The organism is Streptomyces sp. NPDC018693 (genome assembly GCF_044391385.1).
In the GTDB taxonomy this organism is placed as follows: Bacteria; Actinomycetota; Actinomycetes; order Streptomycetales; family Streptomycetaceae; genus Streptomyces.
In genome coordinates this window covers 124,022-144,128 of the sequence record NZ_JBIRZZ010000019.1, presented here as the reverse complement: position 1 = coordinate 144,128, position 20,107 = coordinate 124,022, and the positions used below count along the sequence as shown (strand labels likewise).

21 protein-coding genes are annotated in these 20,107 nt (G+C 71.1%); 6 read left to right on the top strand and 15 right to left on the bottom strand.

All coding sequences use genetic code 11. The annotated features are described in order from the left end of the window. Positions 1 to 96: 96 nt before the first annotated feature. The 5 genes from ACH5AC_RS33755 to ACH5AC_RS33735 all read right to left on the bottom strand — a co-directional run bounded on the left by ACH5AC_RS33755 (position 97) and on the right by ACH5AC_RS33735 (position 3,930). Positions 97 to 783, bottom strand: coding sequence for a response regulator (locus ACH5AC_RS33755; RefSeq protein WP_398866103.1), 687 nt, complete (start codon positions 781 to 783; stop codon positions 97 to 99). Positions 784 to 1,120: 337 nt separating this feature from the next. Then, positions 1,121 to 1,840, bottom strand: a complete 720-nt coding sequence (locus ACH5AC_RS33750; protein WP_398866101.1) for an ABC transporter ATP-binding protein — start codon at positions 1,838 to 1,840, stop codon at positions 1,121 to 1,123. Positions 1,841 to 2,034: 194 nt separating this feature from the next. Beyond that, on the bottom strand, positions 2,035 to 2,796 hold the full coding sequence (locus tag ACH5AC_RS33745) for a DUF3710 domain-containing protein (RefSeq protein WP_398866099.1): 762 nt from the start codon (positions 2,794 to 2,796) through the stop codon (positions 2,035 to 2,037). Between the two features lies 1 nt (position 2,797). Then, a complete protein-coding gene (gene dut, locus ACH5AC_RS33740) occupies positions 2,798 to 3,349 on the bottom strand; it encodes a dUTP diphosphatase (RefSeq protein WP_398866098.1) in 552 nt (183 codons plus the stop codon). Further along, complete coding sequence (locus ACH5AC_RS33735; RefSeq protein ID WP_398866097.1) at positions 3,346 to 3,930, bottom strand: PaaI family thioesterase; 585 nt, start codon at positions 3,928 to 3,930, stop codon at positions 3,346 to 3,348. Before ACH5AC_RS33735 ends, dut begins: the two co-directional genes overlap by 4 nt. A gap of 58 nt (positions 3,931 to 3,988) precedes the next feature. Here ACH5AC_RS33735 and ACH5AC_RS33730 point away from each other — a divergent pair, with 58 nt between their 5' ends. Beyond that, positions 3,989 to 4,453, top strand: coding sequence for a DUF3093 domain-containing protein (locus tag ACH5AC_RS33730; protein ID WP_398866096.1), 465 nt, complete (start codon positions 3,989 to 3,991; stop codon positions 4,451 to 4,453). 32 nt (positions 4,454 to 4,485) lie between these two features. Here ACH5AC_RS33730 and ACH5AC_RS33725 read toward each other — a convergent pair whose 3' ends face one another. From ACH5AC_RS33725 to ACH5AC_RS33710, 4 genes are all read right to left on the bottom strand, one after another. Then, the gene (locus tag ACH5AC_RS33725; RefSeq protein WP_398866095.1) at positions 4,486 to 5,610 is read right to left on the bottom strand and encodes a hypothetical protein; all 1,125 of its coding nucleotides are present in this window, start codon (positions 5,608 to 5,610) and stop codon (positions 4,486 to 4,488) included. A 13-nt stretch (positions 5,611 to 5,623) separates the two neighbouring features. Further along, positions 5,624 to 5,920 carry a DUF4193 domain-containing protein gene (locus ACH5AC_RS33720; RefSeq protein ID WP_043504706.1) on the bottom strand — a complete coding sequence of 99 codons (297 nt, stop codon included), beginning with the start codon at positions 5,918 to 5,920 and terminating at the stop codon, positions 5,624 to 5,626. A 396-nt stretch (positions 5,921 to 6,316) separates the two neighbouring features. Further along, on the bottom strand, positions 6,317 to 7,549 hold the full coding sequence (locus ACH5AC_RS33715) for a sensor histidine kinase (RefSeq protein WP_398866094.1): 1,233 nt from the start codon (positions 7,547 to 7,549) through the stop codon (positions 6,317 to 6,319). Positions 7,550 to 7,555: 6 nt separating this feature from the next. Further along, the gene (locus ACH5AC_RS33710) at positions 7,556 to 8,209 is read right to left on the bottom strand and encodes a response regulator transcription factor (RefSeq protein ID WP_003993508.1); all 654 of its coding nucleotides are present in this window, start codon (positions 8,207 to 8,209) and stop codon (positions 7,556 to 7,558) included. A 416-nt stretch (positions 8,210 to 8,625) separates the two neighbouring features. On the opposite strand from ACH5AC_RS33710, the gene ACH5AC_RS33705 reads away from it, so the two are divergent. Beyond that, positions 8,626 to 8,799 carry a hypothetical protein gene (locus ACH5AC_RS33705; protein WP_199848057.1) on the top strand — a complete coding sequence of 58 codons (174 nt, stop codon included), beginning with the start codon at positions 8,626 to 8,628 and terminating at the stop codon, positions 8,797 to 8,799. Positions 8,800 to 8,874: 75 nt separating this feature from the next. Here the strand turns inward: ACH5AC_RS33705 and ACH5AC_RS33700 are convergent, their stop codons facing one another. Both ACH5AC_RS33700 and ACH5AC_RS33695 read right to left on the bottom strand, forming a co-directional pair. Next, complete coding sequence (locus tag ACH5AC_RS33700; protein WP_398866093.1) at positions 8,875 to 9,690, bottom strand: inositol monophosphatase family protein; 816 nt, start codon at positions 9,688 to 9,690, stop codon at positions 8,875 to 8,877. 8 nt (positions 9,691 to 9,698) lie between these two features. Further along, complete coding sequence (locus tag ACH5AC_RS33695) at positions 9,699 to 10,826, bottom strand: ferrochelatase (protein ID WP_398866092.1); 1,128 nt, start codon at positions 10,824 to 10,826, stop codon at positions 9,699 to 9,701. A gap of 224 nt (positions 10,827 to 11,050) precedes the next feature. On the opposite strand from ACH5AC_RS33695, the gene ACH5AC_RS33690 reads away from it, so the two are divergent. The 3 genes from ACH5AC_RS33690 (at position 11,051) to sepH (ending at position 15,192) form a co-directional block, all read left to right on the top strand. Beyond that, entirely contained in the window at positions 11,051 to 12,289 is a 1,239-nt protein-coding gene (locus ACH5AC_RS33690) for an MFS transporter (protein WP_398866091.1), read from the top strand. Beyond that, complete coding sequence (locus ACH5AC_RS33685; protein WP_398866090.1) at positions 12,249 to 13,568, top strand: D-arabinono-1,4-lactone oxidase; 1,320 nt, start codon at positions 12,249 to 12,251, stop codon at positions 13,566 to 13,568. Before ACH5AC_RS33690 ends, ACH5AC_RS33685 begins: the two co-directional genes overlap by 41 nt. A 586-nt stretch (positions 13,569 to 14,154) precedes the next feature. Beyond that, positions 14,155 to 15,192: a septation protein SepH gene (sepH, locus tag ACH5AC_RS33680; RefSeq protein WP_398866089.1), complete on the top strand. Its 1,038-nt coding sequence runs from the start codon at positions 14,155 to 14,157 to the stop codon at positions 15,190 to 15,192. Positions 15,193 to 15,618: 426 nt separating this feature from the next. Here the strand turns inward: sepH and ACH5AC_RS33675 are convergent, their stop codons facing one another. Beyond that, on the bottom strand, positions 15,619 to 16,470 hold the full coding sequence (locus ACH5AC_RS33675; RefSeq protein WP_398866088.1) for a sulfurtransferase: 852 nt from the start codon (positions 16,468 to 16,470) through the stop codon (positions 15,619 to 15,621). 308 nt (positions 16,471 to 16,778) lie between these two features. Here ACH5AC_RS33675 and ACH5AC_RS33670 point away from each other — a divergent pair, with 308 nt between their 5' ends. Next, on the top strand, positions 16,779 to 17,588 hold the full coding sequence (locus ACH5AC_RS33670) for a VOC family protein (RefSeq protein WP_398866087.1): 810 nt from the start codon (positions 16,779 to 16,781) through the stop codon (positions 17,586 to 17,588). 5 nt (positions 17,589 to 17,593) lie between these two features. On the opposite strand, the gene ACH5AC_RS33665 is transcribed toward ACH5AC_RS33670, so the two are convergent. Genes ACH5AC_RS33665 through ACH5AC_RS33655 form a run of 3 tightly spaced genes read right to left on the bottom strand, consistent with a single transcriptional unit; the run spans position 17,594 to position 20,088 of the window. Beyond that, positions 17,594 to 18,241: a thymidine kinase gene (locus ACH5AC_RS33665; protein ID WP_398866086.1), complete on the bottom strand. Its 648-nt coding sequence runs from the start codon at positions 18,239 to 18,241 to the stop codon at positions 17,594 to 17,596. A 60-nt stretch (positions 18,242 to 18,301) separates the two neighbouring features. Next, positions 18,302 to 19,492 carry an alkaline phosphatase family protein gene (locus tag ACH5AC_RS33660; protein ID WP_398866085.1) on the bottom strand — a complete coding sequence of 397 codons (1,191 nt, stop codon included), beginning with the start codon at positions 19,490 to 19,492 and terminating at the stop codon, positions 18,302 to 18,304. Further along, complete coding sequence (locus ACH5AC_RS33655; RefSeq protein WP_398866084.1) at positions 19,492 to 20,088, bottom strand: DUF5998 family protein; 597 nt, start codon at positions 20,086 to 20,088, stop codon at positions 19,492 to 19,494. Before ACH5AC_RS33655 ends, ACH5AC_RS33660 begins: the two co-directional genes overlap by 1 nt. Between the last annotated feature and the right edge of the window lie 19 nt (positions 20,089 to 20,107).

Sequence of the window (20,107 nt, the reverse complement as noted above, 5' to 3'; positions counted from 1 at the left end):
TGCAGATCTCGCAATCCACACCGAGCCAGAGGGCCCTCACCCATTTCAAGATCACACGTCAGTGATCGCTGTCACCAACCTCCGTGGGCAGAACAGCTAGCGCTCGAAGCGGTAGCCCATCCCCGGCTCCGTGATGAAGTGCTTGGGGTGCGAGGGGTCGGCCTCCAGCTTTCTGCGCAGCTGCGCCATGTACACACGCAGGTAGTTGGTCTCCGTCCCGTAGGACGGCCCCCACACCTCCTGCAACAGCTGTCGCTGGCTGACCAGCCGGCCGGTGTTGCGCACCAGCACCTCCAGCAGATGCCACTCCGTGGGCGTCAGCCGGACGTCCTTGCCGCCCCGGTTGACCTTCTTGGCGACCAGGTCGACGGTGAAGCCGTCCGTCTCCACCAGGACCACGTCGTCCTCGCCGCTCCCGGCCGGCTCGGCCCGCCGCACGGCGGCCCGCAGCCGCGCCAGCAGCTCGTCCATGCCGAACGGCTTGGTGACGTAGTCGTCGGCGCCCGCGTCCAGCGCCTCCACCTTCTCGTCCGAGGAGTGCCGGGCGGACAGCACCAGGATCGGCACCCGGGTCCAGCCGCGCAGTCCCTTGATCACCTCCACGCCGTCCATGTCCGGCAGCCCCAGGTCGAGGATCACCACATCCGGGTGACGGGCGGCCGCGAGCTGGAGCGCGCCTGCACCGTCCTGAGCCGCGTCCACCTCGTACTTCCGTGCCTTGAGATTGATCACAAGGGCGCGCACGATCTGCGGCTCGTCATCGATCACGAGCACCCGGGTCATGAAGCCTGCCTTTCGGAATGCACGGGCTGTTCGGGCCTGCCGAGCTGTTCAGGTCGTGGGGATCGTTCAGGTCGTCCGAGTATCCGGCGCCGCGCGGACCTCGCGGCGGCGCTGGCTGCCTCCCCCTGCGGCTCGACGATGCGGAGGCTCGGACCGGGTCTCCTCGAGACAGATCCGAAGCTTGCCGCGTGCCATGACCCCATTGTCTTCCAGTAGCTACTGCGTACTCAGCGTCGACCCTACGGCCAACGATCCGGGCATACAGGACGACGAAGCGATCGTGGAACGTCTTTGACGCAACCCTGATGGGAGGGGCGGCGGCTACCGGGCAGTCGAGCTACTCCCCCTCGTCCGGTGTCTCCCCATCCTCGTCCCGTATCTCCCCGTCGCGCAGTTCCAGCACCCGGTCGGCCAGGTCGAGCAGGGTGGCGTCATGAGTGGCGACGAGGGCGGTGACCTGTTCACTGCGCACGACCGCCCGCAGCAGTTCCATCACCGCGTGACCGGTCTCCGCGTCCAGCTGGCCGGTGGGCTCGTCGGCGATCAGCAGCGAGGGGCTGTTGGCCAGGGCACGGGCGATGGCCACCCGCTGCTGCTGTCCGCCGGACAGCTCGCCGGGCCGCTGGGCCGCGTGATCGGCCAGGCCCACGAGGGACAGCAGCAGCTCGACACGCTCCTCACGCTCGCGCACCTCGGCCCGGCGCATCCGCAGCGGCACGCCCACGTTCTCGGCGGCGGTGAGGATGGGGATGAGGCCGAAGGACTGGAAGACGAACCCGATGCGGTCCCGGCGCAGGGCCAGCAGGCCGTCCTCGCCGAGCCGCGACAGATCCATGCCGTCGACGGCGATCCGGCCCTGGTCCGGCGTGTCGAGCCCGCCGACGATGTTGAGCAGGGTGGTCTTGCCGGAGCCCGAGCGTCCCTTGAGGGCGACGAGCTCACCGCGCGGGATGTCGAAGGAGACACCGCGCAGCGCATGGACGACGGCGGCTCCCTGGCCGTACGACTTGTGGACGTGCTCCACCCGCACCATGGTGTCGGTGGCGACCTGGCTCATGTGTCCTCCCCTGTTCCCCCGTGGGCCGGGCGTCAGTATCGCGATCTTCCGCCCGGCCCTCAATGGTGTGTCCGCGGGCGATGGTCCCCCGACCAGGCGTCGATCAGACGTCGATCTGGCGGCCTGACGTAGGCACGACAATGGGCCGCACCCCGAACGGGGTACGGCCCTTGAACGGCTGAACAGCCGAGCCGCTAGCGGACCTCGGTGATCTCCGGTCCGCGCTGCAGCTGGCCCATACCGCCGGAGAAGCGGGAGCCCTCCTCCTGCTGGACACCCTCCGGCACCATCTGCGCGTCGTTCGGCAGCTTCAGGACGATCGGATCGCGGGGGGCCATGGGCCCGTCACCCCGGACCACGACCGTGTCCCTGAAGATCTGTTCGAGCAGTCCGGCGGCCTGCGGCTGCACCGCGCCCTGACCGGAGATCACTCCGCGCAGGAACCAGCGCGGACCGTCCACACCGACGAACCGCACGACGTGGAAACCACCCGTGCCGTCCGGCAGCTGCACCGGCACCTGGGCGCGCAGCTCCCAGCCCAGCGGGCCCTCGACCTCGTCGACGATCCCGCCCTGCTGGGTGATGCCCGAGCCGATCTCCTCGCGCACCTCGCCCCAGATGCCCTCACGCTTGGGCGCGGCGAACGCCTGCAGCTGGATGGCACTGTCGCGCAGCACGACGGTCGCCGCGACGATCGCGTCGCCCGCGACCTCCACCCGCAGCTCCATGCCGTCGACACCCGGCACGAAAAGTCCGCCAAGGTCCACGCGGCCCTCACCGGGGTCGCGCACCTCCGAGCTGTCCCAGGGCCCGTCGGGCCGCGGCTCGGGCTCGAGCCGCACGCGCTCGCGCACGCCCTCTTCTTCGTCCGCCTCAGTGTCGACACTGTCGACGACCTGCTCGGCCTCGCCGGCCGCGTTCTCGGCGGCACCCTTCTTCTTGCGACGTCCGAACACGTCACTGTCCTTCCCGGTCGGATACGACCGAAGCGTATCGATACCCACCCGTTGCGCCGCCCTCGGCGGCCTGACCGCTTGTGCTGCTGTTTCCGGCCACCGCGGCATGGCCGCCGGTGGATCCGAAGCCCCCCTCGGCCCGCGCCGAGTCGGGAAGTTCCACGACCTCCTGGAAGCGGACCCTCTCGACCTGCTGGACGACCAGTTGGGCAATCCGGTCGAAGCGCTCGAACCGCACGGGCTCGCACGGGTCGAGATTCACCACGATCACCTTGATCTCCCCACGGTACCCGGCATCAACCGTCCCCGGGGCATTCACCAGGGCTACACCGCATCGGGCGGCGAGCCCGGACCGGGGATGCACGAAGGCCGCGTACCCCTCAGGCAGCGCGATGGACACCCCCGTGGGCAGTACGGCTCGTTCCCCCGGCTTCAGTTCACAGCTCTCGGTGGTCCGCAGATCGGCCCCCGCGTCACCGGGATGCGCGTACGCCGGAAGCGGTACGTCCGGGTCGACGCGCCGGATGAGTACGTGCAGGGGGTCGCGGCTCACGGGTTCACCTCGAAGGCGCGGGCCCGCCGGATCTGGTCCGGGTCGTTCATGGCGGCCTGGATCTCCTCCTCGCGGCCGTGGTGGACGAAGTGCTCCACCTGGACCTCGATGAAGAGCGCGTCGGCGCGGACGGCGACGGGCCCGTCGGGGCCGCCGATCCGCCCGGTGGCCGTCGAGTAGATCTTCCGCCCGGCCACCGCGGTGACCTCGGCTTCCAGGTACAGCGTGGTACCGACGGGCACCGGCCGCACGAAGTCCGTCTCCAGCCGCCCGGTCACGGCGATCGTCCGCAGCAGCCAGTTCAGGGAGCCGAGCGTCTCGTCCAGCGCGGTCGCCAGCACCCCGCCGTGCGCCAGCCCGGGCGCGCCCTGGTGGGCGGGCTGCACGGTGAACTCGGCGGTGACGCTGACGCCGTCGCCGGCCCGCGCCTCCAGGTGCAGCCCGTGCGGCTGCGCACCGCCGCACCCGAAACACTGGTCGTAGTGGGCACCGAGAAGCTCGCCGGGCACGGGAGCGTCGGGATGCCTCACCGGTTTCACGGCGTCGGCAGGGGGTTGAAGAGCTGCGGAAGTACCACTCACAGCCGCAGACCTTACCCGCGCGTCGGCGCGATCCGGACACCGTGCCAAGCTTGGCGGCATGCAGTTCTCCACCACTCCGTACGAAGAACGCCTCACCGCCCCCCGCTCGTGGTGGCTGCTCTCCTTCCTCGTGGGCGTCTCCATGGCCCTGATCGTGCTGCCTTTCGGCACCCTGCCGATGCTCGGTGGCCTGGTCGGCGGCACCGCGGCGGCGGCCGTCGTGGCCAGCGCGTACGGCTCCGTCCGTATCCGTGTGGTGGGCGGCTCGCTGATCGCCGGCGACGCGAAGATCCCGGTCACGGCGCTGGGCGAGGCGGAGATCCTGCGGGGCGAGGAGGCGCGCGCCTGGCGCACGTACAAGGCCGACACCCGCGCGTTCCTGCTGTTGCGGGCCTACATCCCGACGGCGCTGCGCGTGGAGGTCACCGACCCGGACGACCCGACGCCGTACCTGTACCTGTCGACGCGTGAGCCGGAGCGGCTGACGCAGGCGCTGGAGGCGGCCCGGAAGGCCGCGGCCTGACGCCCTGAGCGTCCCCTTAAGCTTTCGCGGCTTTACGAAGACTTTCCGGAGCCCGGGTCGCCCTCAGGCCCGGGCTTCTCGCCGTCCCGCGCGATTTCTCCGTCCCGCGCGATTTCTCCGTCCCGCGCGATTTCTCCGTCCCGAGCGGTCTCACCGTCCCGGAGCTTCGTGCCGACGAGCCTGCCGTGCCGCAGCTGACCGGAGATCTCCCCCATGGTCAGCGCGTCCGTCGGCGTCTCCAGCGGCGGCAGTTCGGCCAACGCGTCCCAGGGCACCTGTACGGCGCGCAGGTCCGCGCGGATCCTGGCCGCGAGTCTCTTGGTGTCACGCCGGTTCATCAGCGCGCCCACCGCCGCGCCCACCAGGAACGGCGTCAGGCTGGGCAGGTCGCGCACCATGCGCTTCATGATCTGCTGCCGCAGCTCGCGCTTCATCCGGACGCCGAGCGCGGAGTTGACCGAGGACGGCTTGAGCACGTCGATGCCGCGTTCGCCGGACCACTGGCGCAGATACGCGGTGCTGCGGTCCTTCAGGTTTCCGGGCGGTCGGACGCCGTAGACCTCGTGGAGTTCGGCGATCAGTTTGAGCTCGATCGCCGCGACGCCGGTGATCTCGGCGGCCAGTTCCGTGGGCATGGCGGGCGGCACGGGCAGCATGGCGGCCGCACCCACGCCGGCTCCGACGGTGGAGGACGCGGCCGCCGCCCCCGCCACGAGCTTGCCCGCGAGCTCTTCCGGTCCGAGGCCGGGGAACTGCCTTCGCAGGGTCTGGAGGTCCCGTACGGGGATCCTCGGGGTGATGTCGATGATCCGGTCGGCGAGGTAGGTCAGCCCCGCTCGGGCCCGGCTGCCGCCCCTGCGGGCGCCTTCCCGGGCCAGGTCCCTGGCTTTGCCCCGGAGCGCCGCGGTCCTGCCCCGGGCGCCCGGTTCCGTGCGGGCGGGCTGCGCTCCCGTGGCGACAGTGTCGGGAGTCGCTGCCGGCACCGGGCGGTCACCCCGGTCGCCCGCCGGTTCGAGCGAGGCGTCTCCCGCCGGGACCCTTCCCGTGCCGGATGAGCCTCGCCCGTCGTCACGCGCGCGATGAGGGCCGCCGGACGGCCCTTTGTCCGCTCCCCGCAGGGGGAAGCGGTGCTTCCGAGGTGGGGTCGAGCCAGTCACGGCCGACCCGCCCTCAGTCGCAGTCGCGGCAGATCGGCTGACCGTTCTTCTCCCGGGCCAGCTGGCTGCGGTGATGCACCAGGAAGCAGCTCATGCAGGTGAACTCGTCCTGCTGCTTCGGCAGTACTCGAACAGCCAACTCCTCATTGGAGAGGTCGGCGCCGGGCAGTTCGAGGCCCTCAGCGGCCTCGAACTCGTCGACGTCGACGGAGGAGGCGGACTTGTCGTTCCGCCGAGCCTTCAGCTCTTCGAGGCTGTCGGAGTCGACGTCGTCGTCGGTCTTGCGTGGAGTGTCGTAATCGGTAGCCATGTTGTCGCTCTCCCCCTCTGGGTGTCTGCGGTGTCTCCAGCGCACGTAACGCGTGAGAGGCCGGACTTGTGCCCGACCTGAGGCGGAGATTTTGCCTCACATCAAGGTCTGTTACTCAATCGACACCCAACCGGACTCCTCAAGAGTGATCGGCTTGGATGGCGAACCGGACCGTACACGGTCCCAATGCCGCAGTTCAAAGGCGTCTCACCGTGTACTTCCCGTGATCAGGACACCCGAAAACCCGGATGTTCCGGGCTTTCCGGCAGGTCACATGATCACGGAGAGTAGATGGCCGGAAATTCGCCCCTGTGATCGATCACACACGGGGATACCGGGCGGGGGATCCGAAAATTCCGCGCAAAGCGAACAACCTCGTGTGTCGGCGACATGATCTCAGAGCGGAAGGGTCACTCGCATCACGAGCCCTCCCCCCTCACGCGGCTGCGCCACGATGTGCCCGCCATGGGCGCGCGCCACCGACCGGACGATGGACAGGCCGAGCCCGACGCCCTTGTCGCTCCCCGTGCGCTCCGTACGCAGCCGCCGGAAGGGCTCGAAGATGTTGTCGATCTCGTACGCCGGTACGACCGGCCCCGTGTTGGACACGACCATGACCGCGTGGCCGTGCTGGACCTCGGTGGTGACCTCGACCCAGCCGCCCTCGGGGATGTTGTAGCGCACGGCATTCTGCACCAGGTTCAGGGCGATCCGCTCCAGCAGGACACCGTTGCCCTGGACGACGGCCGTCTCGCGGTGGCCGCGGATCTCCACTCCCTTGGCCTCCGCCTCGGCGTGCACCTGGTCGATGGCCTGGCCGGCCACCTCGGCGAGGTCGACGGGTTTGCGCTCGACGATCTGGTTGTCGCTGCGAGCGAGCAGCAGCAGGCCCTCCACGAGCTGTTCGCTGCGCTCGTTGGTGGCCAGCAGTGTCTTGCCCAGCTGCTGGAGCTCCACGGGCGCGTTCGGGTCGGAGAGGTGCACCTCGAGGAGAGTGCGGTTGATCGCGAGCGGCGTTCTCAGCTCGTGCGAGGCGTTGCCGACGAAGCGCTGCTGGGCCGTGAAGGCCCGCTGGAGGCGCTCCAGCATCTCGTCGAAGGTGTCGGCCAGCTCCTTCAGCTCGTCGTCCGGGCCGTCCAGCTCGATACGGCGGGACAGGTCCGAGCCCGCCACCGCGCGCGCGGTGCGGGTGATCCGGCCGAGCGGGGACAGTACCCGCCCCGCCATGGCGTAGCCGAAGGCGAAGGCGATCACGGCGAGGCCGAGCAGCGCCAGCAGGGAGCGGCTGAGCAGGTTGTCCAGGGCGTGCCGGCGCTGCTCGTTGACGCAGTCGTTCATGGCGCTGTTGAACACGTCGGGCGATGCCTTGTCGGGGAGGTCGCAGATCTCGCTCTTGACATTGCCCACGGTGATCTCGAAGGGCAGCTTGCTGCCCACGTTCAGCGCCTGCGCCGCCAGCAGGTAGATGATCGACAGCAGGAGGATGCCGGCGATCAGGAACATGCCGCCGTACAGCAGCGTGAGGCGTATGCGGATGGTCGGGCGCAGCCACGGGAAGGGGGGATCCGCCCGCCGTGGGTCCCAGGTGGGTTTCGGAGGCGCCTGCGGAGGCGCCGGGGTCGTCGCCACGGGGTATCAGATCCGGTAGCCGGAGCCGGGGACGGTGACGATGACGGGGGGCTCACCCAGCTTGCGGCGCAGGGTCATGACGGTCACCCGTACGACGTTGGTGAACGGGTCGGTGTTCTCGTCCCACGCCTTCTCCAGGAGCTGCTCTGCGGAGACGACCGCGCCCTCGGAGCGCATCAGGACCTCCAGGACGGCGAACTCCTTGGGCGCCAGCTGGACCTCCTTGCCGTCGCGGAAGACCTCGCGGCGGTTGGGGTCGAGCTTGATGCCGGCGCGCTCCAGGACGGGCGGCAGGGGCACGCTGGTGCGCCGACCGAGGGCACGCACGCGTGCGATCAGCTCGCTGAAGGCGAACGGCTTGGGGAGGTAGTCGTCGGCGCCGATCTCCAGGCCCTCGACCCGGTCGCTGACGTCGCCGGAGGCGGTGAGCATCAGCACGCGCGTGGGCATGCCCAGCTCGACGATCTTGCGGCAGACGTCGTCGCCGTGCACCAGCGGGAGGTCGCGGTCGAGGACGACCACGTCGTAGTCGTTGACGCCGATGCGCTCCAGGGCGGCCGCACCGTCGTACACGACGTCGACGGCCATGGCCTCCCGGCGCAGTCCGGTGGCCACCGCATCGGCGAGCAGTTGCTCGTCCTCGACGACGAGTACGCGCACGTCGCTTGTCCTTCCTGTGTCCACCCGCGTAGCGCTGTGTGAGCGCGCGTGGGCAGGGGTCTGCATGGGGTGTGGACCTCCATCCTGCCCTTTTCGGCCATAAGTCGGCAGTAAGGCGAGAGGCGCGACCCGGCGGTGCGGGCGTGCGGCGCGGGAATGCCGGATTTTCTCGGCTGGTTGAGGTTTCCGCGGAGGGGAGCGGGGGGAGGACGCTTTACACCCCGCGATCACGCTCTGCGTGTGCCGCAGCACCATGCGGTACACACGATCCGCTTTTCCGCAGAGCGGGCGTGGGTGTCCGGCATCGTCGCCGCCCGGCACGGGCAGCGCCGGGCACCCTGTCGAGACGTGATCGCCCCTTCCGAACGGCACACCCCCGTGCCATCGACCCACGACCCAGGACGAGGGGGCGCAGCATGGACGCATTCACCGCAGGACTTCTGCAGCGCATAAGGGCGACCGAGTCCGACCTGACGCGGGCTCGTGACGAGGGCGACGACTTCCTCGTCGAGGTGGAACAGGCCGAGCTCGACGACCTGCGCCGTCTCGCCGCCGAACACGGTGTGGAAGTCGGTGCGTCAAGCGTCTGACCGGCTCGTGAGCGCGACAAGGGACCCCGGCGAATCCAGCGCCGGGGTCCCTTCGCGTGTGTGCCGTGGTCCGGCTCAGTCGTGCCAGGCGCCGAGGTCCTCCAGGAGCCGCTGGAGGGGCTCGAAGACGCCGGGGGTCCCCGCGACCACGAGATCGCGTCCGGGGCGCTCTCCGGGGCGTCCACCGGTCAGGGCGCCCGCCTCCCGGGCGATCAGGTCCCCCGCCGCGAGGTCCCAGGGGTGCAGCCCGCGCTCGTAGTAGCCGTCGAGCCGGCCGGCGGCGACGTCGCACAGGTCGATCGCGGCCGAGCCGCCGCGCCGGATGTCCCGCAGCATCGGGATCAGCTTGGCGGCAATGTCGGCCTGGTGGGCGCGGACCTCGGCGACGTAGTTGAAGCCGGTGGAGACGAGCGCCTGGTCCAGCGGAGGCGCGGGGCGGACGGCCAGCGCGCGCTCGCCCTCCCAGGGGCCGGTGGCCCACGCCCCACCGCCGCGGACCGCGTGGTACGACTCGCCGCGCAGGGGGATCTCGACCACGCCGACGACGGTCTCGCCGTGCTGTTCGGCCGCGATGGACACGGCCCAGGTGGGCAGTCCGTAGAGGTAGTTGACCGTGCCGTCGAGGGGGTCGATCACCCAGCGGACGCCGCTGCTGCCGTCGCTGGAGGCGCCCTCCTCGCCGAGGAAGCCGTCGTCGGGGCGCCGCTCGGAGATCAGCGTGGTGATCAGCTTCTCGGCGGCGATGTCCATCTCGGTGACCACGTCGACGGCGCTGGACTTGGTCGCGGCGACCGCGAGGTCGGCCGGGCGGCCGTCGCGCAGCAGGGCGCCGGCCCGGCGGGCGGCCTCCTGGGCGAGGGCGAGCAGTTCCGTGTGCAGGGGGTCGGTCACGGGACTCCTCATGCGTAGGGGCTGTCGGCGCCGGCGGCGGCCGGCCTGGGGGCGCGGGACGGGCAGCAGCCGACGGGGCACAGGTGGTGGCTCGCGCCGAGCGCGCCGAGGGCGCAGGGCGTGACGTCCTGGCCGCGTTCGCTGGCGGCGCGCTCCAGGACGAGGTCCCGGACGGCGGCGGCGAAGCGCGGGTCGGCGCCGACGGTGGCGGAGCGGCGCATCGGCAGGCCCAGTTCCTCGGCCTTGGCCCTGGCCTCCGTGTCGAGGTCGTAGAGGACCTCCATGTGGTCGGAGACGAAGCCGATGGGGGCGATGACGACCGCCGGGACCCCGGCGGCATGCCGCTCCTCCAGGTGGTCGCAGATGTCGGGCTCCAGCCACGGGATGTGCGGGGCGCCCGAGCGGGACTGGTAAACGAGCTGCCAGGGGTGGTCGACACCGGTGCGCTCGCGGACGGCGTCGGCGATCAGCCGGGCCACGTCCAGGTGCTCCTTGACGTACGCGCCGCCGTCGCCGTGGTCCTCGACCGGGCCGGAGGTGTCCGCGGCGGAGTTCGGGATCGAGTGGGTGGAGAAGGCGAGGTGGGCGCCGTCGCGGACGTCCTCGGGGAGGTCGGCGAGGGACCGGAGCACGCCGTCGATCATGGGTTCGACGAAGCCGGGGTGGTTGAAGTAGTGCCGCAGCTTGTCGATCTTCGGCAGCTCCAGGCCCTCGTCCTGGAGGGTGGCGAGCGCGTCGGCGAGGTTCTCGCGGTACTGCCGACAGCCCGAGTACGAGGCGTAGGCGCTGGTGGCGAGGACGAGGATGCGGCGGCGGCCGTCGGTGGCCATCTCCCGCAGGGTGTCGGTCAGGTACGGGGCCCAGTTGCGGTTGCCCCAGTAGACCGGCAGGTCCAGGCCGTGGTCGGCGAAGTCCTTGCGGAGGGCGTCCAGCAGGGCGCGGTTCTGGTCGTTGATGGGGCTGACCCCGCCGAACCGGAAGTAGTGCTGCCCGACTTCCTTGAGGCGTTCCCTGGGGATGCCGCGCCCGCGCGTCACGTTCTCCAGGAACGGGACCACGTCGTCCGGGCCTTCCGGGCCGCCGAAGGAGAGCAGGAGCAGGGCGTCGTAGGGAGTGGCATCACGCGCGTCTGGCATGACTCGATCCTGCCATCCGCCACTGACAGCCGGGAAACGGCGGGGGGGGTGGGAGCGGGGCCGGGCCCCTGGGCGGTGGTGCATCCGGGTGACCCGACTCGTAAGCTGTATCGGCTGCCATCGCGCCTTACGAGGTGCCCTCGCTCATCCCGAGCCAGCCGCCCTGTTCACGCCGAGCCGAGCCGTCGTCGCCCGCGCGTGACCGGATCCGACCGGAGACGCCCGTGCCCAGCCCGTATCGCGCCCTGTTCGCCGTCCCCGGCACCAAGGGTTTCTCCGCCGCGGGGTTCCTCGGCCGGATGCCGCTGTCGATGATGGGCATCGGCGTGGTCACGATGGTCTCCCAGCTCACCGGGCGCTACGGCCTCGCGGGCGCCCTGTCGGCGACCATCGCGCTGTCGGCGGCCGCGATCGGGCCGCAGATCTCCCGTCTGGTGGACCGGCACGGTCAGCGCCGGGTGCTGCGCCCCGCGACGCTCGTCGCGCTCGCCGCGGCGGCCGGGCTGCTGCTGACCGCGCACTTCGGATGGCCCGACTGGGTGCTGTTCGTGTGCGCGGCCGGGATCGGCTCGGTGCCGAGTCTCGGCGCGATGATCCGCGCGCGCTGGGCTGCCCTGTACCGGGGCACTCCGCAGCTGCACACCGCGTACTCCTTCGAGTCCGTGGTGGACGAGGTGTGCTTCATCTTCGGGCCGATCATCGCCATCGGCCTGTCCACGTCCTGGTTCCCGGAGGCGGGTCCGCTGCTCGCGGCCTGCTTCCTGGCCGTCGGCGTCTTCTGGCTGACCGCCCAGCGCGCCACCGAGCCGGAGCCGCACCCGCGGGAGCGCCACGGCGGCGGTACGGCGCTGCGTTCGCCCGGTCTGCAGGTCCTGGTGGCCACCTTCGTGGCGACCGGAGCGATCTTCGGGGCGGTCGACGTGGTGACCGTCGCGTTCGCCGACGAGCGCGGCCACAAGGCCGCCGCGAGCGTCGTCCTGGCGCTGTACGCGGCCGGATCCTGTGTGGCCGGAGTGGTGTTCGGCCTGCTGCGCTTCGGGGGAGCGCCCGAGCGTCGCTGGGTTCTGGGCGTGTTCATGATGGCCGTGAGTATGATCCCCCTCCTACTGGTCGGAAACTTGCCGCTTCTGGCCGTGGCGCTGTTCGTTGCGGGCCTGTCCATCGCACCGACGATGATCACGACGATGTCCCTCATCGAAGAGCACGTACCACGCGCGCAGCTGACCGAGGGCATGACCTGGGTGAGCACCGGGCTCGCGGTCGGTGTCGCCCTCGGCTCATCGGTCGCCGGCTGGGTGATCGACGCCGCCGGGGCGCGGGCGGGGTACGGGGTTCCGGTGGTGTCCGGAGCCGTCGCGGTGGCGGTCGGTTTCCTGGGGTACCGCCGGCTCAGCAGGCCGGCTCCGGCTCGGGGAGGCACGGTTGAGCAGCACGACGAGCGTCAGGAACGGCATATGGCGTAACTGGGGAGGGAACGTCATAGCCCGCCCCGCGCGGGAGGTCGAGCCCGCCTCCGTCGAGGAACTGGCCTCGGCGGTACGCCAGGCCGCCGAGGACGGCCTGAAGGTGAAGGCGGTCGGCACCGGCCACTCCTTCACGTCGATCGCGACCACCGACGGTGTGTTGATACGCCCTCAACTGTTGACGGGTATACGCACCATTGACCGGGACTCCATGACGGTCACGGTCGAGGCCGGCACACCGCTCAAGAGACTCAACACCGTCCTGGCGCGCGAGGGTCTGTCACTCACCAACATGGGCGACATCATGGAGCAGACGGTCTCCGGCGCCACCAGCACCGGCACCCATGGCACGGGCCGCGACTCCGGCTCCCTGGCCGCGCAGATCAAGGGCCTGGAACTGGTCACCGCCGACGGCTCGGTGCTCACCTGCTCCGCAAAGGAGAACGCGGACGTCTTCGCGGCGGCGCGGATCGGTCTCGGCGCCCTGGGCGTCGTCACCGCGATCACCTTCGCCGTGGAGCCGCTCTTCCTTCTCACCGCGCGCGAGGAGCCGATGCCGCTCGAGAAGGTGCTCGCCGATTTCGACGAACTGTGGGCCGAGAACGAGCACTTCGAGTTCTACTGGTTCCCGCACACCGGCAACACCAACACCAAGCGCAACAACCGCAGCGCGGGCCCGCGTAGGCCGGTCGGGCAGTTCGCGGGCTGGTTCGAGGACGAGTTCCTCTCCAACGGCGTCTTCCAGGCGGCCCAGTGGGTCGGCCAGGCGGCGCCCGCCACCGTCCCGGCGATCGCCCGGATCTCCAGCAGGGCCCTGTCCGCGCGCACCTACACCGACATCCCCTACAAGGTCTACACATCGCCCCGACGGGTGAGGTTCGTGGAGATGGAGTACGCCGTCCCGCGCGAGGCGGTGACCGAGGCGCTGCGCGAACTGAAGGCCATGGTCGACCGCTCGCCGCTGCGGATCAGCTTCCCGGTCGAGGTGCGCACCGCGCCGGCCGACGACATCGCCCTGTCCACCGCCTCCGGCCGCGACAGCGCCTACATCGCCGTCCACATGGCCCGAGGGACCGCCTACCAGGGGTACTTCACCGCCGCCGAGCGCATCTTCACCGCCTACGAGGGCCGGCCGCACTGGGGGAAGGTGCACACGCGCGACGCGGAGTACTTCGCCTCGGTCTACCCGCGCTTCGGAGAGTTCACGGCGCTGCGGGATCGGCTCGACCCGAACCGCCTGTTCCAGAACGACTACTTGCGGAGGGTTCTGGGGTCGTAGGGACGAACCGGTCGTCGGGGGGCCGCGGCCGGGTCGCCGGCCCCTACGGTGATGAGGGGGCGTCACGAATCTGTTCGCCCGTGCGCTTGAAGGAGTGACCTCACTTTTTCTTCTCCCCTCCACACCGGAAGGGGACGTACGAGCCGGAAGGAAACGCACGGGCCAGAAGGGACGTACGAGCGAAACCATCAGTTCCGCTTCTGGAGATCGCGTGAAGTACGCCACGCCAAGATCACGGGAACCGCACTGAGGACGGCCAAGTCGCCACCCTTGCCAGAAGTTGGGCGGCGTGCCAATCCACGCACGTGGCCCAAATGGAGTACTGTTGCGAGCCCTGGGTCCGGTCTCCCTCCAGGGTGTCCAGAACCCAGCTGGACCGCCAGGAGGGGGCTTGTTGCACAGGGTGACGGACTTGGTCACTTAGAGTGGCGAATAGGTAACCGTGCCATAACGGCGATCCAGGGCCCGCGCCCGACACGCCGGGCAACTCGGCAAGGTTGTGGCAGGCTGCACCCGGGCAGGCCACACTCGACTAGCGGAAGCAGCGACGCACGTGACGTCGGCAGGCACCACCCGGGAGGTCCCCATGCCCGAACTGCGTGTCGTGGCCGTCTCGAATGACGGCACACGGCTGGTGCTGAAGGCTGCGGACAGCACGGAGTACACGCTTCCGATCGACGAACGGCTCCGCGCCGCCGTGCGCGGCGACCGTCCTCGCCTCGGCCAGATCGAGATCGAGGTGGAGAGCCATCTCCGCCCCCGCGACATCCAGGCGCGTATACGCGCCGGCGCGACCGCGGAAGAGGTCGCGCAGATGGCAGGCATCCCCGTCGACCGCGTACGCCGCTTCGAGGGCCCCGTGCTGGCCGAGCGTGCCTTCATGGCCGAGCGGGCCCGCAAGACGCCCGTGCGCCGTCCCGGTGAGAGCGCGGCCGGACCCCAGCTCGGCGAGGCCGTCCAGGAGCGGCTGCTGCTGCGCGGGGCCGAGAAGGACACCGTCCAGTGGGACTCCTGGCGCCGCGACGACGGCACCTGGGAGGTCCTGCTCGTCTACCGGGTCGCCGGCGAACCGCACTCGGCGAGCTGGACGTACGACCCGCCCCGGCGGCTCGTCCAGGCCGTCGACGACGAGGCACGCTCACTGATCGGCGAGTCCGACGACCTCTCCGCCCCCGAGCCCAGCTTTCCGTTCGTGCCGCGCATCGCGCGACTGCCGCGCGACCGTTCGCCGGACCGTTCCCTCGACCGGGACCGGCCGAGCCTGCCCGCGCAGGCGTCCGAGCCCGCCGAGGAGAGCGGCGAGCGCGAGCGGGACTCGCTGACCAGCCTGCTGGAGGCGGTGCCGAGCTTCCGGGGAGACCTGGTCGTGCCCGAGCGCCCGGCGGAGATCCCGGAGGAGCCCGCGCAGGAACCGGACGCCGAGGAGCCCCCGGCACCCGCCGCCTCCGCCGGTTCCGCCTACGCGGACGTCCTCATGCCCCGCTCCGTCGGCAGCCACCGCGACCGCCTGATCGGCGCGACCGACCGCCAGGCCGAGGCCGACGGCGTCCGCCCGGGCCGCAGAGCGGCGGTGCCGAGCTGGGACGAGATCGTCTTCGGGACCCGGCGCAAGAAACAGGAGTAGCCAGCCTTACGAGGACGAGGGCCGCGTCAGCCGGACACGGCCCTCGTCCCGGTGCGCCGGGGCGCGAAGCACTCGGGGAGATCGCGGCACCCCGACGAACCGCTCCCCTCAGGTCGTTGACGACGCACGCGCCAAGGCATCTCAAGCGGCCTCGCATCGGCGCGCCGACGCACGAGCGCGCGCCGTCGCACGAGCGCGCGCCGTCGCACGAGCGCGCGCCGTCGCACGAGCGCGCGCCGCTGCATGCGCCGCGCCCCGGTTCTTCCGCCCCGCACCACATCCGGCTCCCCACCGCGCCCAGGCAGGGCCACCACCCCGACCGCGGCGGCCCCCAGCCCCATCAGGCCGCCCAAGCCCCATCAACCACCAACCAGACCACCAACCACGAAGCGCCAAGCACCAAGCGGACCCACCCCAGCATTCCGCCTACTGCGGATCCGCCCCCACCGCCACCGGCCGCGACGGATCCGACGACCACTCGGACCACGAACCGACGTACAGCGCCGCCGGGATGCCCGCCACGGCCAGAGCCAGCACCTCATGTGCCGCCGAGACGCCCGAGCCGCAGTAGACGCCGACCTCGGTTCCGTCGGTGGCGCCGAGTGCCTTGAAGCGCGACCTCAACTGCTGGGCGGGCAGGAAGCGGCCGTCCGGTCCCACGTTGTCGTTCGTGGGCGCGGAGACGGCGCCCGGGATGTGCCCGCCGACGCGGTCGATCGGCTCGACCTCGCCCCGGTAGCGCTCACCGGCGCGCGCGTCGAGGAGCACACCGGAGCGGGCCAGTGCGGCGGCACCGTCGGCGTCGAGCAGCCCGCCCGCCGCAGGCTCGGGCACGAAGTCGCCGTCGGCGGGCGCCGGCACATCGGTGGAGAGTTCCCCCTCCCACGCCGGCAACCCGCCGTCGAGGACCCGCACATCCGGGTGACCCGTCCAGCGCAGCAGCCACCACGCGCGTGCCGCCGCCCAGCCCTGGCCGCCGTCGTAGACGACCACCGGCCGACCGGCCGACACGCCCGCCCGGCGCATCGCGGAACCGAACTCCGCGAGGTCGGGCAGCGGATGCCGGCCGGCCGCACCGGGGGCACCCGCCAACTCGCGGTCCAGGTCGACGAAGACGGCGCCCGGGAGGTGCCCGGCCGCGTACTCCGCGCGGCCGTCGAAGGGCGGCTCCCCGGCCGCCTTGGCCACGCTCAACTGCCAGCGGACGTCGAGCAGGACGGGCGGGTTCTCCCCCGCCGGCGCGCTCGCGAGTTCGGATGCGGAGATGATGGCGTTCATGGCCACCATCCTCGCTCATGGGGTGGCCCCGTCGCCCATGTCCGGCTACTCTCCTCCGCCGGACAGCCCCGATCACGAGGCGTATGGGATCGAGCACATGCAGTACAGCCGATCGACACCCGATCGACATCCATCGGCAGACGCACGGAAACGGGCAGTCAACCACATATCGGGCATCCTCCGATCGCAGACCACCGCGCGGCGGCGCGCCCGGGACGCGCGGCACCACCGGTGGTGCGAGCATCTGCACGGGGGGCCGGAGGGCGGAAGCGACACGGCCACCGCAAGGGGCCGAGGAGAGAGTGACGATGACCGAGGCACGCGGGTCGGCCGACCACAACGGCGAAGCGCACGCTCGGTACGCGCCCGGCACACCCTGCTGGGTGAGTCTGATGGTGCACGGGCTGGCGGCCACCCAGGAGTTCTACGGAGAGCTGTTCGGTTGGACTTTCCAACCCGGCCCGCAGCAACTCGGCCCCTACGTACGGGCCGTGCTCGACGGTCAAGAGGTGGCCGGTCTCGGCCAACTCCCGCCGGACCGCCGCCTTCCCGTCGCCTGGACGCCCTACCTCGCCTCGGACGACGCGGACGCGACCGCCGAAACGGTACGGCTGTGCGGCGGCACCATCGGGGTCGGCCCGCTGGACGCCTCCGACGCCGGGCGGCTGGCGATCGGCTCCGACCCGTGCGGCGCGGTCTTCGGCGTCTGGCAGGCGGGTGCCCATGTCGGCACCGGGGTCACCGGCACGCCCGGCACACCCGCGTGGAACGAGCTGCTGACCTTCGACACGGCGAGCGTCGTCAAGTTCTACAGGACGGTCTTCGGATACGAGTACCAGGAGGCGGCGGAGACGCCCGCCGACTTCGACCACGTGACCCTCCACATCGGCGGCCGGGCGGTTGCCGGCGTCCATGGCGTGGGCAACGCGCTGCCCCGCGACCGGGGGCCGCACTGGATGACGTACTTCGAAGTGGCCGACGTCGACGCGTCCCTGGCCCGCCTCGTCGAGCTGGGCGGGCATGTGATCACCCCGGCCCGGGACAGCGCCCACGGCCGCGTGGCGACCGTCTCGGACCCCGAAGGGGCACGCTTCGCCCTGATCCAGGACCCGCGCTGAGGAGCCTAGGCCGGCTGCACCGGCAGGACGTCCGGGGACAGTGCGGCGGCGCGGGCCGAGGCCGCGGTCATACGGCGGCGGTGGTGGCGGCGGCACAGCACCTCGTAGCCGACGGCGTCCGCCTGGTTGACGTCACCGACGACGACCTGGGCACCCTCGACGACCATCACCCCGCCCACCGTACGGGCGTTGTGCGTGGCGCGGGCGCCGCACCAGCACAGCGCCTCGACCTGGAGGACCTCGACCCGGTCCGCGAGTTCGACGAGCCGCTGGGAGCCGGGGAACAGCTTGGAGCGGAAGTCGGTCGTGATGCCGAAGGCGTAGACGTCGACGCCCAGATCGTCGACCACGCGCGCGAGCTGGTCGATCTGCTCCTCGGCCAGGAACTGCGCCTCGTCGGCGATGACATAGTCGGCGCGGCCGCCCTGAGAGAGGTGGTCGACGATGTACGCGTACAGGTCCTGGCCGTCCTCGACCTCGACGGCGTCGGTGACCAGACCGAGCCGGGAGGACAGCTTGCCCTCGCCCGCGCGGTCGTCACGGGTGAAAATCATGCCCTGGAGCCCCCGCGCGGAGCGGTTGTGCTCGATCTGGAGAGCCAGCGTCGACTTCCCGCAGTCCATGGTTCCGGAGAAGAACACCAGCTCGGGCATGAGGAGTTGAGCACCTTTCGGCAAGGGAGGCAAGAGGGGGCAGGAACGGTCAGGCGTGCGTCAGGAGCGTACTTCGAGCAGGGGCACGAGCTGCTCGGCAGGGGTCATGGACCCGTGGTTGCCGACCATGGCGGACTCCTTGGGCTCCCGCTCCGAGGCGACGATCAGTACGTCGTCGCAGGCGGCGGCGACCACATCGCCGATCCGGGCGTACACCCGGTCGTCGATGAGCGGTCCGAACCAGCCGGCCGCGATCGCCTCGTCCCGGGAGGCCACCCAGAACTGCTCGCCCAGCACCTCGCGCCAGCAGGTCAGTACGTCGTTCTCGGCGCCCGGCAGCGCGTAGACATGGCGGGCGCGGCCCTCGCCGCCCAGCAGGGCGACCCCGGCGCGCAGCTCCCAGTCCAGGTCGAAGTCGATGCGGTGCTCCTCGTCGAACGGCACGTCGATCATGCCGTGGTCGGCGGTGACGTAGAGCGCGCTGCGCGACGGCAGCTGCTCGGCCAGGCGCTGGACGAGCCGGTCGACGTACATCAGCTGACCGCGCCAGGTGTCGGAGGCGACGCCGTAGCGGTGGCCGGCGCCGTCCAGTTCGGCGTAGTACGTGTAGACGAGGGAGCGGTCGCCTGCGGCGAGTTGCTCGGCGGCGAGGTCCATGCGCTCCTCGCCGGTCAGTCGGCCGTGGAACGTGCCGCCGCTGAGCGCGACCTTGGTGAGGGGCGTGTTGGCGAAGGCGGGCGAGGAGACCTGCGCGGCGTGCACGCCCGCCTCGTGGGCCAGCTGGAAGACCGTTGGGTACGGCTGCCAGGTGCCCGGCGCGGTGTACGGCTGCCAGCGCAGCTGGTTCATCAGCTCGCCGGTCTCCGGATTGCGCACGGTGTAGCCGGGCAGGCCGTGGGCGCCCGGCGGCAGTCCGGTGCCGACGGAGGCGAGGGAGGTCGCGGTGGTCGCCGGGTAGCCGGCGGTGAGCGGGCGGCCTGTGCCGCCGCGGGAGCCGCGCAGCAGCGAGGTCAGGAAGGGCGCCTCGTCCGGATGCGCCCGGAGCTGCTCCCAGCCGAGGCCGTCGATCAGGAAGACACAGGCGCGGTCGGCGGCGGTCAGTTCCGGGATCGTCGCGGTCATGCCGGGGACGCCCATGCCCGCCGCCAGGGTGGGCAGCAGATCGGCGAGGGAGCCGGAGCCGTACTCGGGTACCGGCGCGGCGGTCACGGCGAGCGGTTCCGGGTGGTCCCAGCGGGCGGGCTGCGCCATCAGCGCGCGATGTCCGCGGTCGCCTCGGAGAGCGCCTGCGCGAAGGCGAGCGCCTGGCGCACCGTCTCGGGGCCGTCGCCCGCCTCGCTGACGCGCAGGCTGAGGTCGTCGGCCGTCGAGTTGCCGGTGTAGCCGTGGTCCGCGTCGCAGTTGGGGTCGCCGCAGGCGGCCGGCTCCAGGTCGATGCGGGAGACGGCGCCCCAGCCGATGGTGAGGACGACCTCGCGCGGGAGGGTGCCGGGCGTGTACGACTCCGGGTTGGCGACCACGCGGCTGAGCACGACCGACGAGATCCGGCCGAGCTTCACGGACTCCGTGGACGTGGTGGCGTACGGCGTCGGGGAGGTGTTGTCGGCGGCCTGCTCGTCGGTGTGGCTGACGATGAAGCGGTTGGCGGTGAGGACCAGCACGGTCACATGGCGGCGCACCTCGTTCTGGTCGAACGTGGTCTCCTGGTGGACCAGGTACGACCGGATCGGCTCGCCGCCCACAGCGGCCTCCACCGCCTCGGCCACGAGGGCCGGGTAGTAGCCGCTGCGCTCGATCGCCGCGCGCAGCCCCTGGGTCGTCGTACTGGTCTTGGCCATGCCGTCCATCCTACGGTGACCCACTGAC

Coding starts and splice junctions, on each gene's coding strand:
- ACH5AC_RS33755 (WP_398866103.1), bottom strand. CDS start 783: ATGACCCGGGTGCTCGTGATCGATGACGAGCCGCAGATCGTGCGCGCC.
- ACH5AC_RS33750 (WP_398866101.1), bottom strand. CDS start 1,840: ATGAGCCAGGTCGCCACCGACACCATGGTGCGGGTGGAGCACGTCCAC.
- ACH5AC_RS33730 (WP_398866096.1), top strand. CDS start 3,989: ATGCAGTTCTCCACCACTCCGTACGAAGAACGCCTCACCGCCCCCCGC.
- ACH5AC_RS33720 (WP_043504706.1), bottom strand. CDS start 5,920: ATGGCTACCGATTACGACACTCCACGCAAGACCGACGACGACGTCGAC.
- ACH5AC_RS33705 (WP_199848057.1), top strand. CDS start 8,626: ATGGACGCATTCACCGCAGGACTTCTGCAGCGCATAAGGGCGACCGAG.
- ACH5AC_RS33695 (WP_398866092.1), bottom strand. CDS start 10,826: ATGCCAGACGCGCGTGATGCCACTCCCTACGACGCCCTGCTCCTGCTC.
- sepH (WP_398866089.1), top strand. CDS start 14,155: ATGCCCGAACTGCGTGTCGTGGCCGTCTCGAATGACGGCACACGGCTG.
- ACH5AC_RS33675 (WP_398866088.1), bottom strand. CDS start 16,470: ATGAACGCCATCATCTCCGCATCCGAACTCGCGAGCGCGCCGGCGGGG.
- ACH5AC_RS33670 (WP_398866087.1), top strand. CDS start 16,779: ATGACCGAGGCACGCGGGTCGGCCGACCACAACGGCGAAGCGCACGCT.
- ACH5AC_RS33665 (WP_398866086.1), bottom strand. CDS start 18,241: ATGCCCGAGCTGGTGTTCTTCTCCGGAACCATGGACTGCGGGAAGTCG.
- ACH5AC_RS33660 (WP_398866085.1), bottom strand. CDS start 19,492: ATGGCGCAGCCCGCCCGCTGGGACCACCCGGAACCGCTCGCCGTGACC.
- ACH5AC_RS33655 (WP_398866084.1), bottom strand. CDS start 20,088: ATGGACGGCATGGCCAAGACCAGTACGACGACCCAGGGGCTGCGCGCG.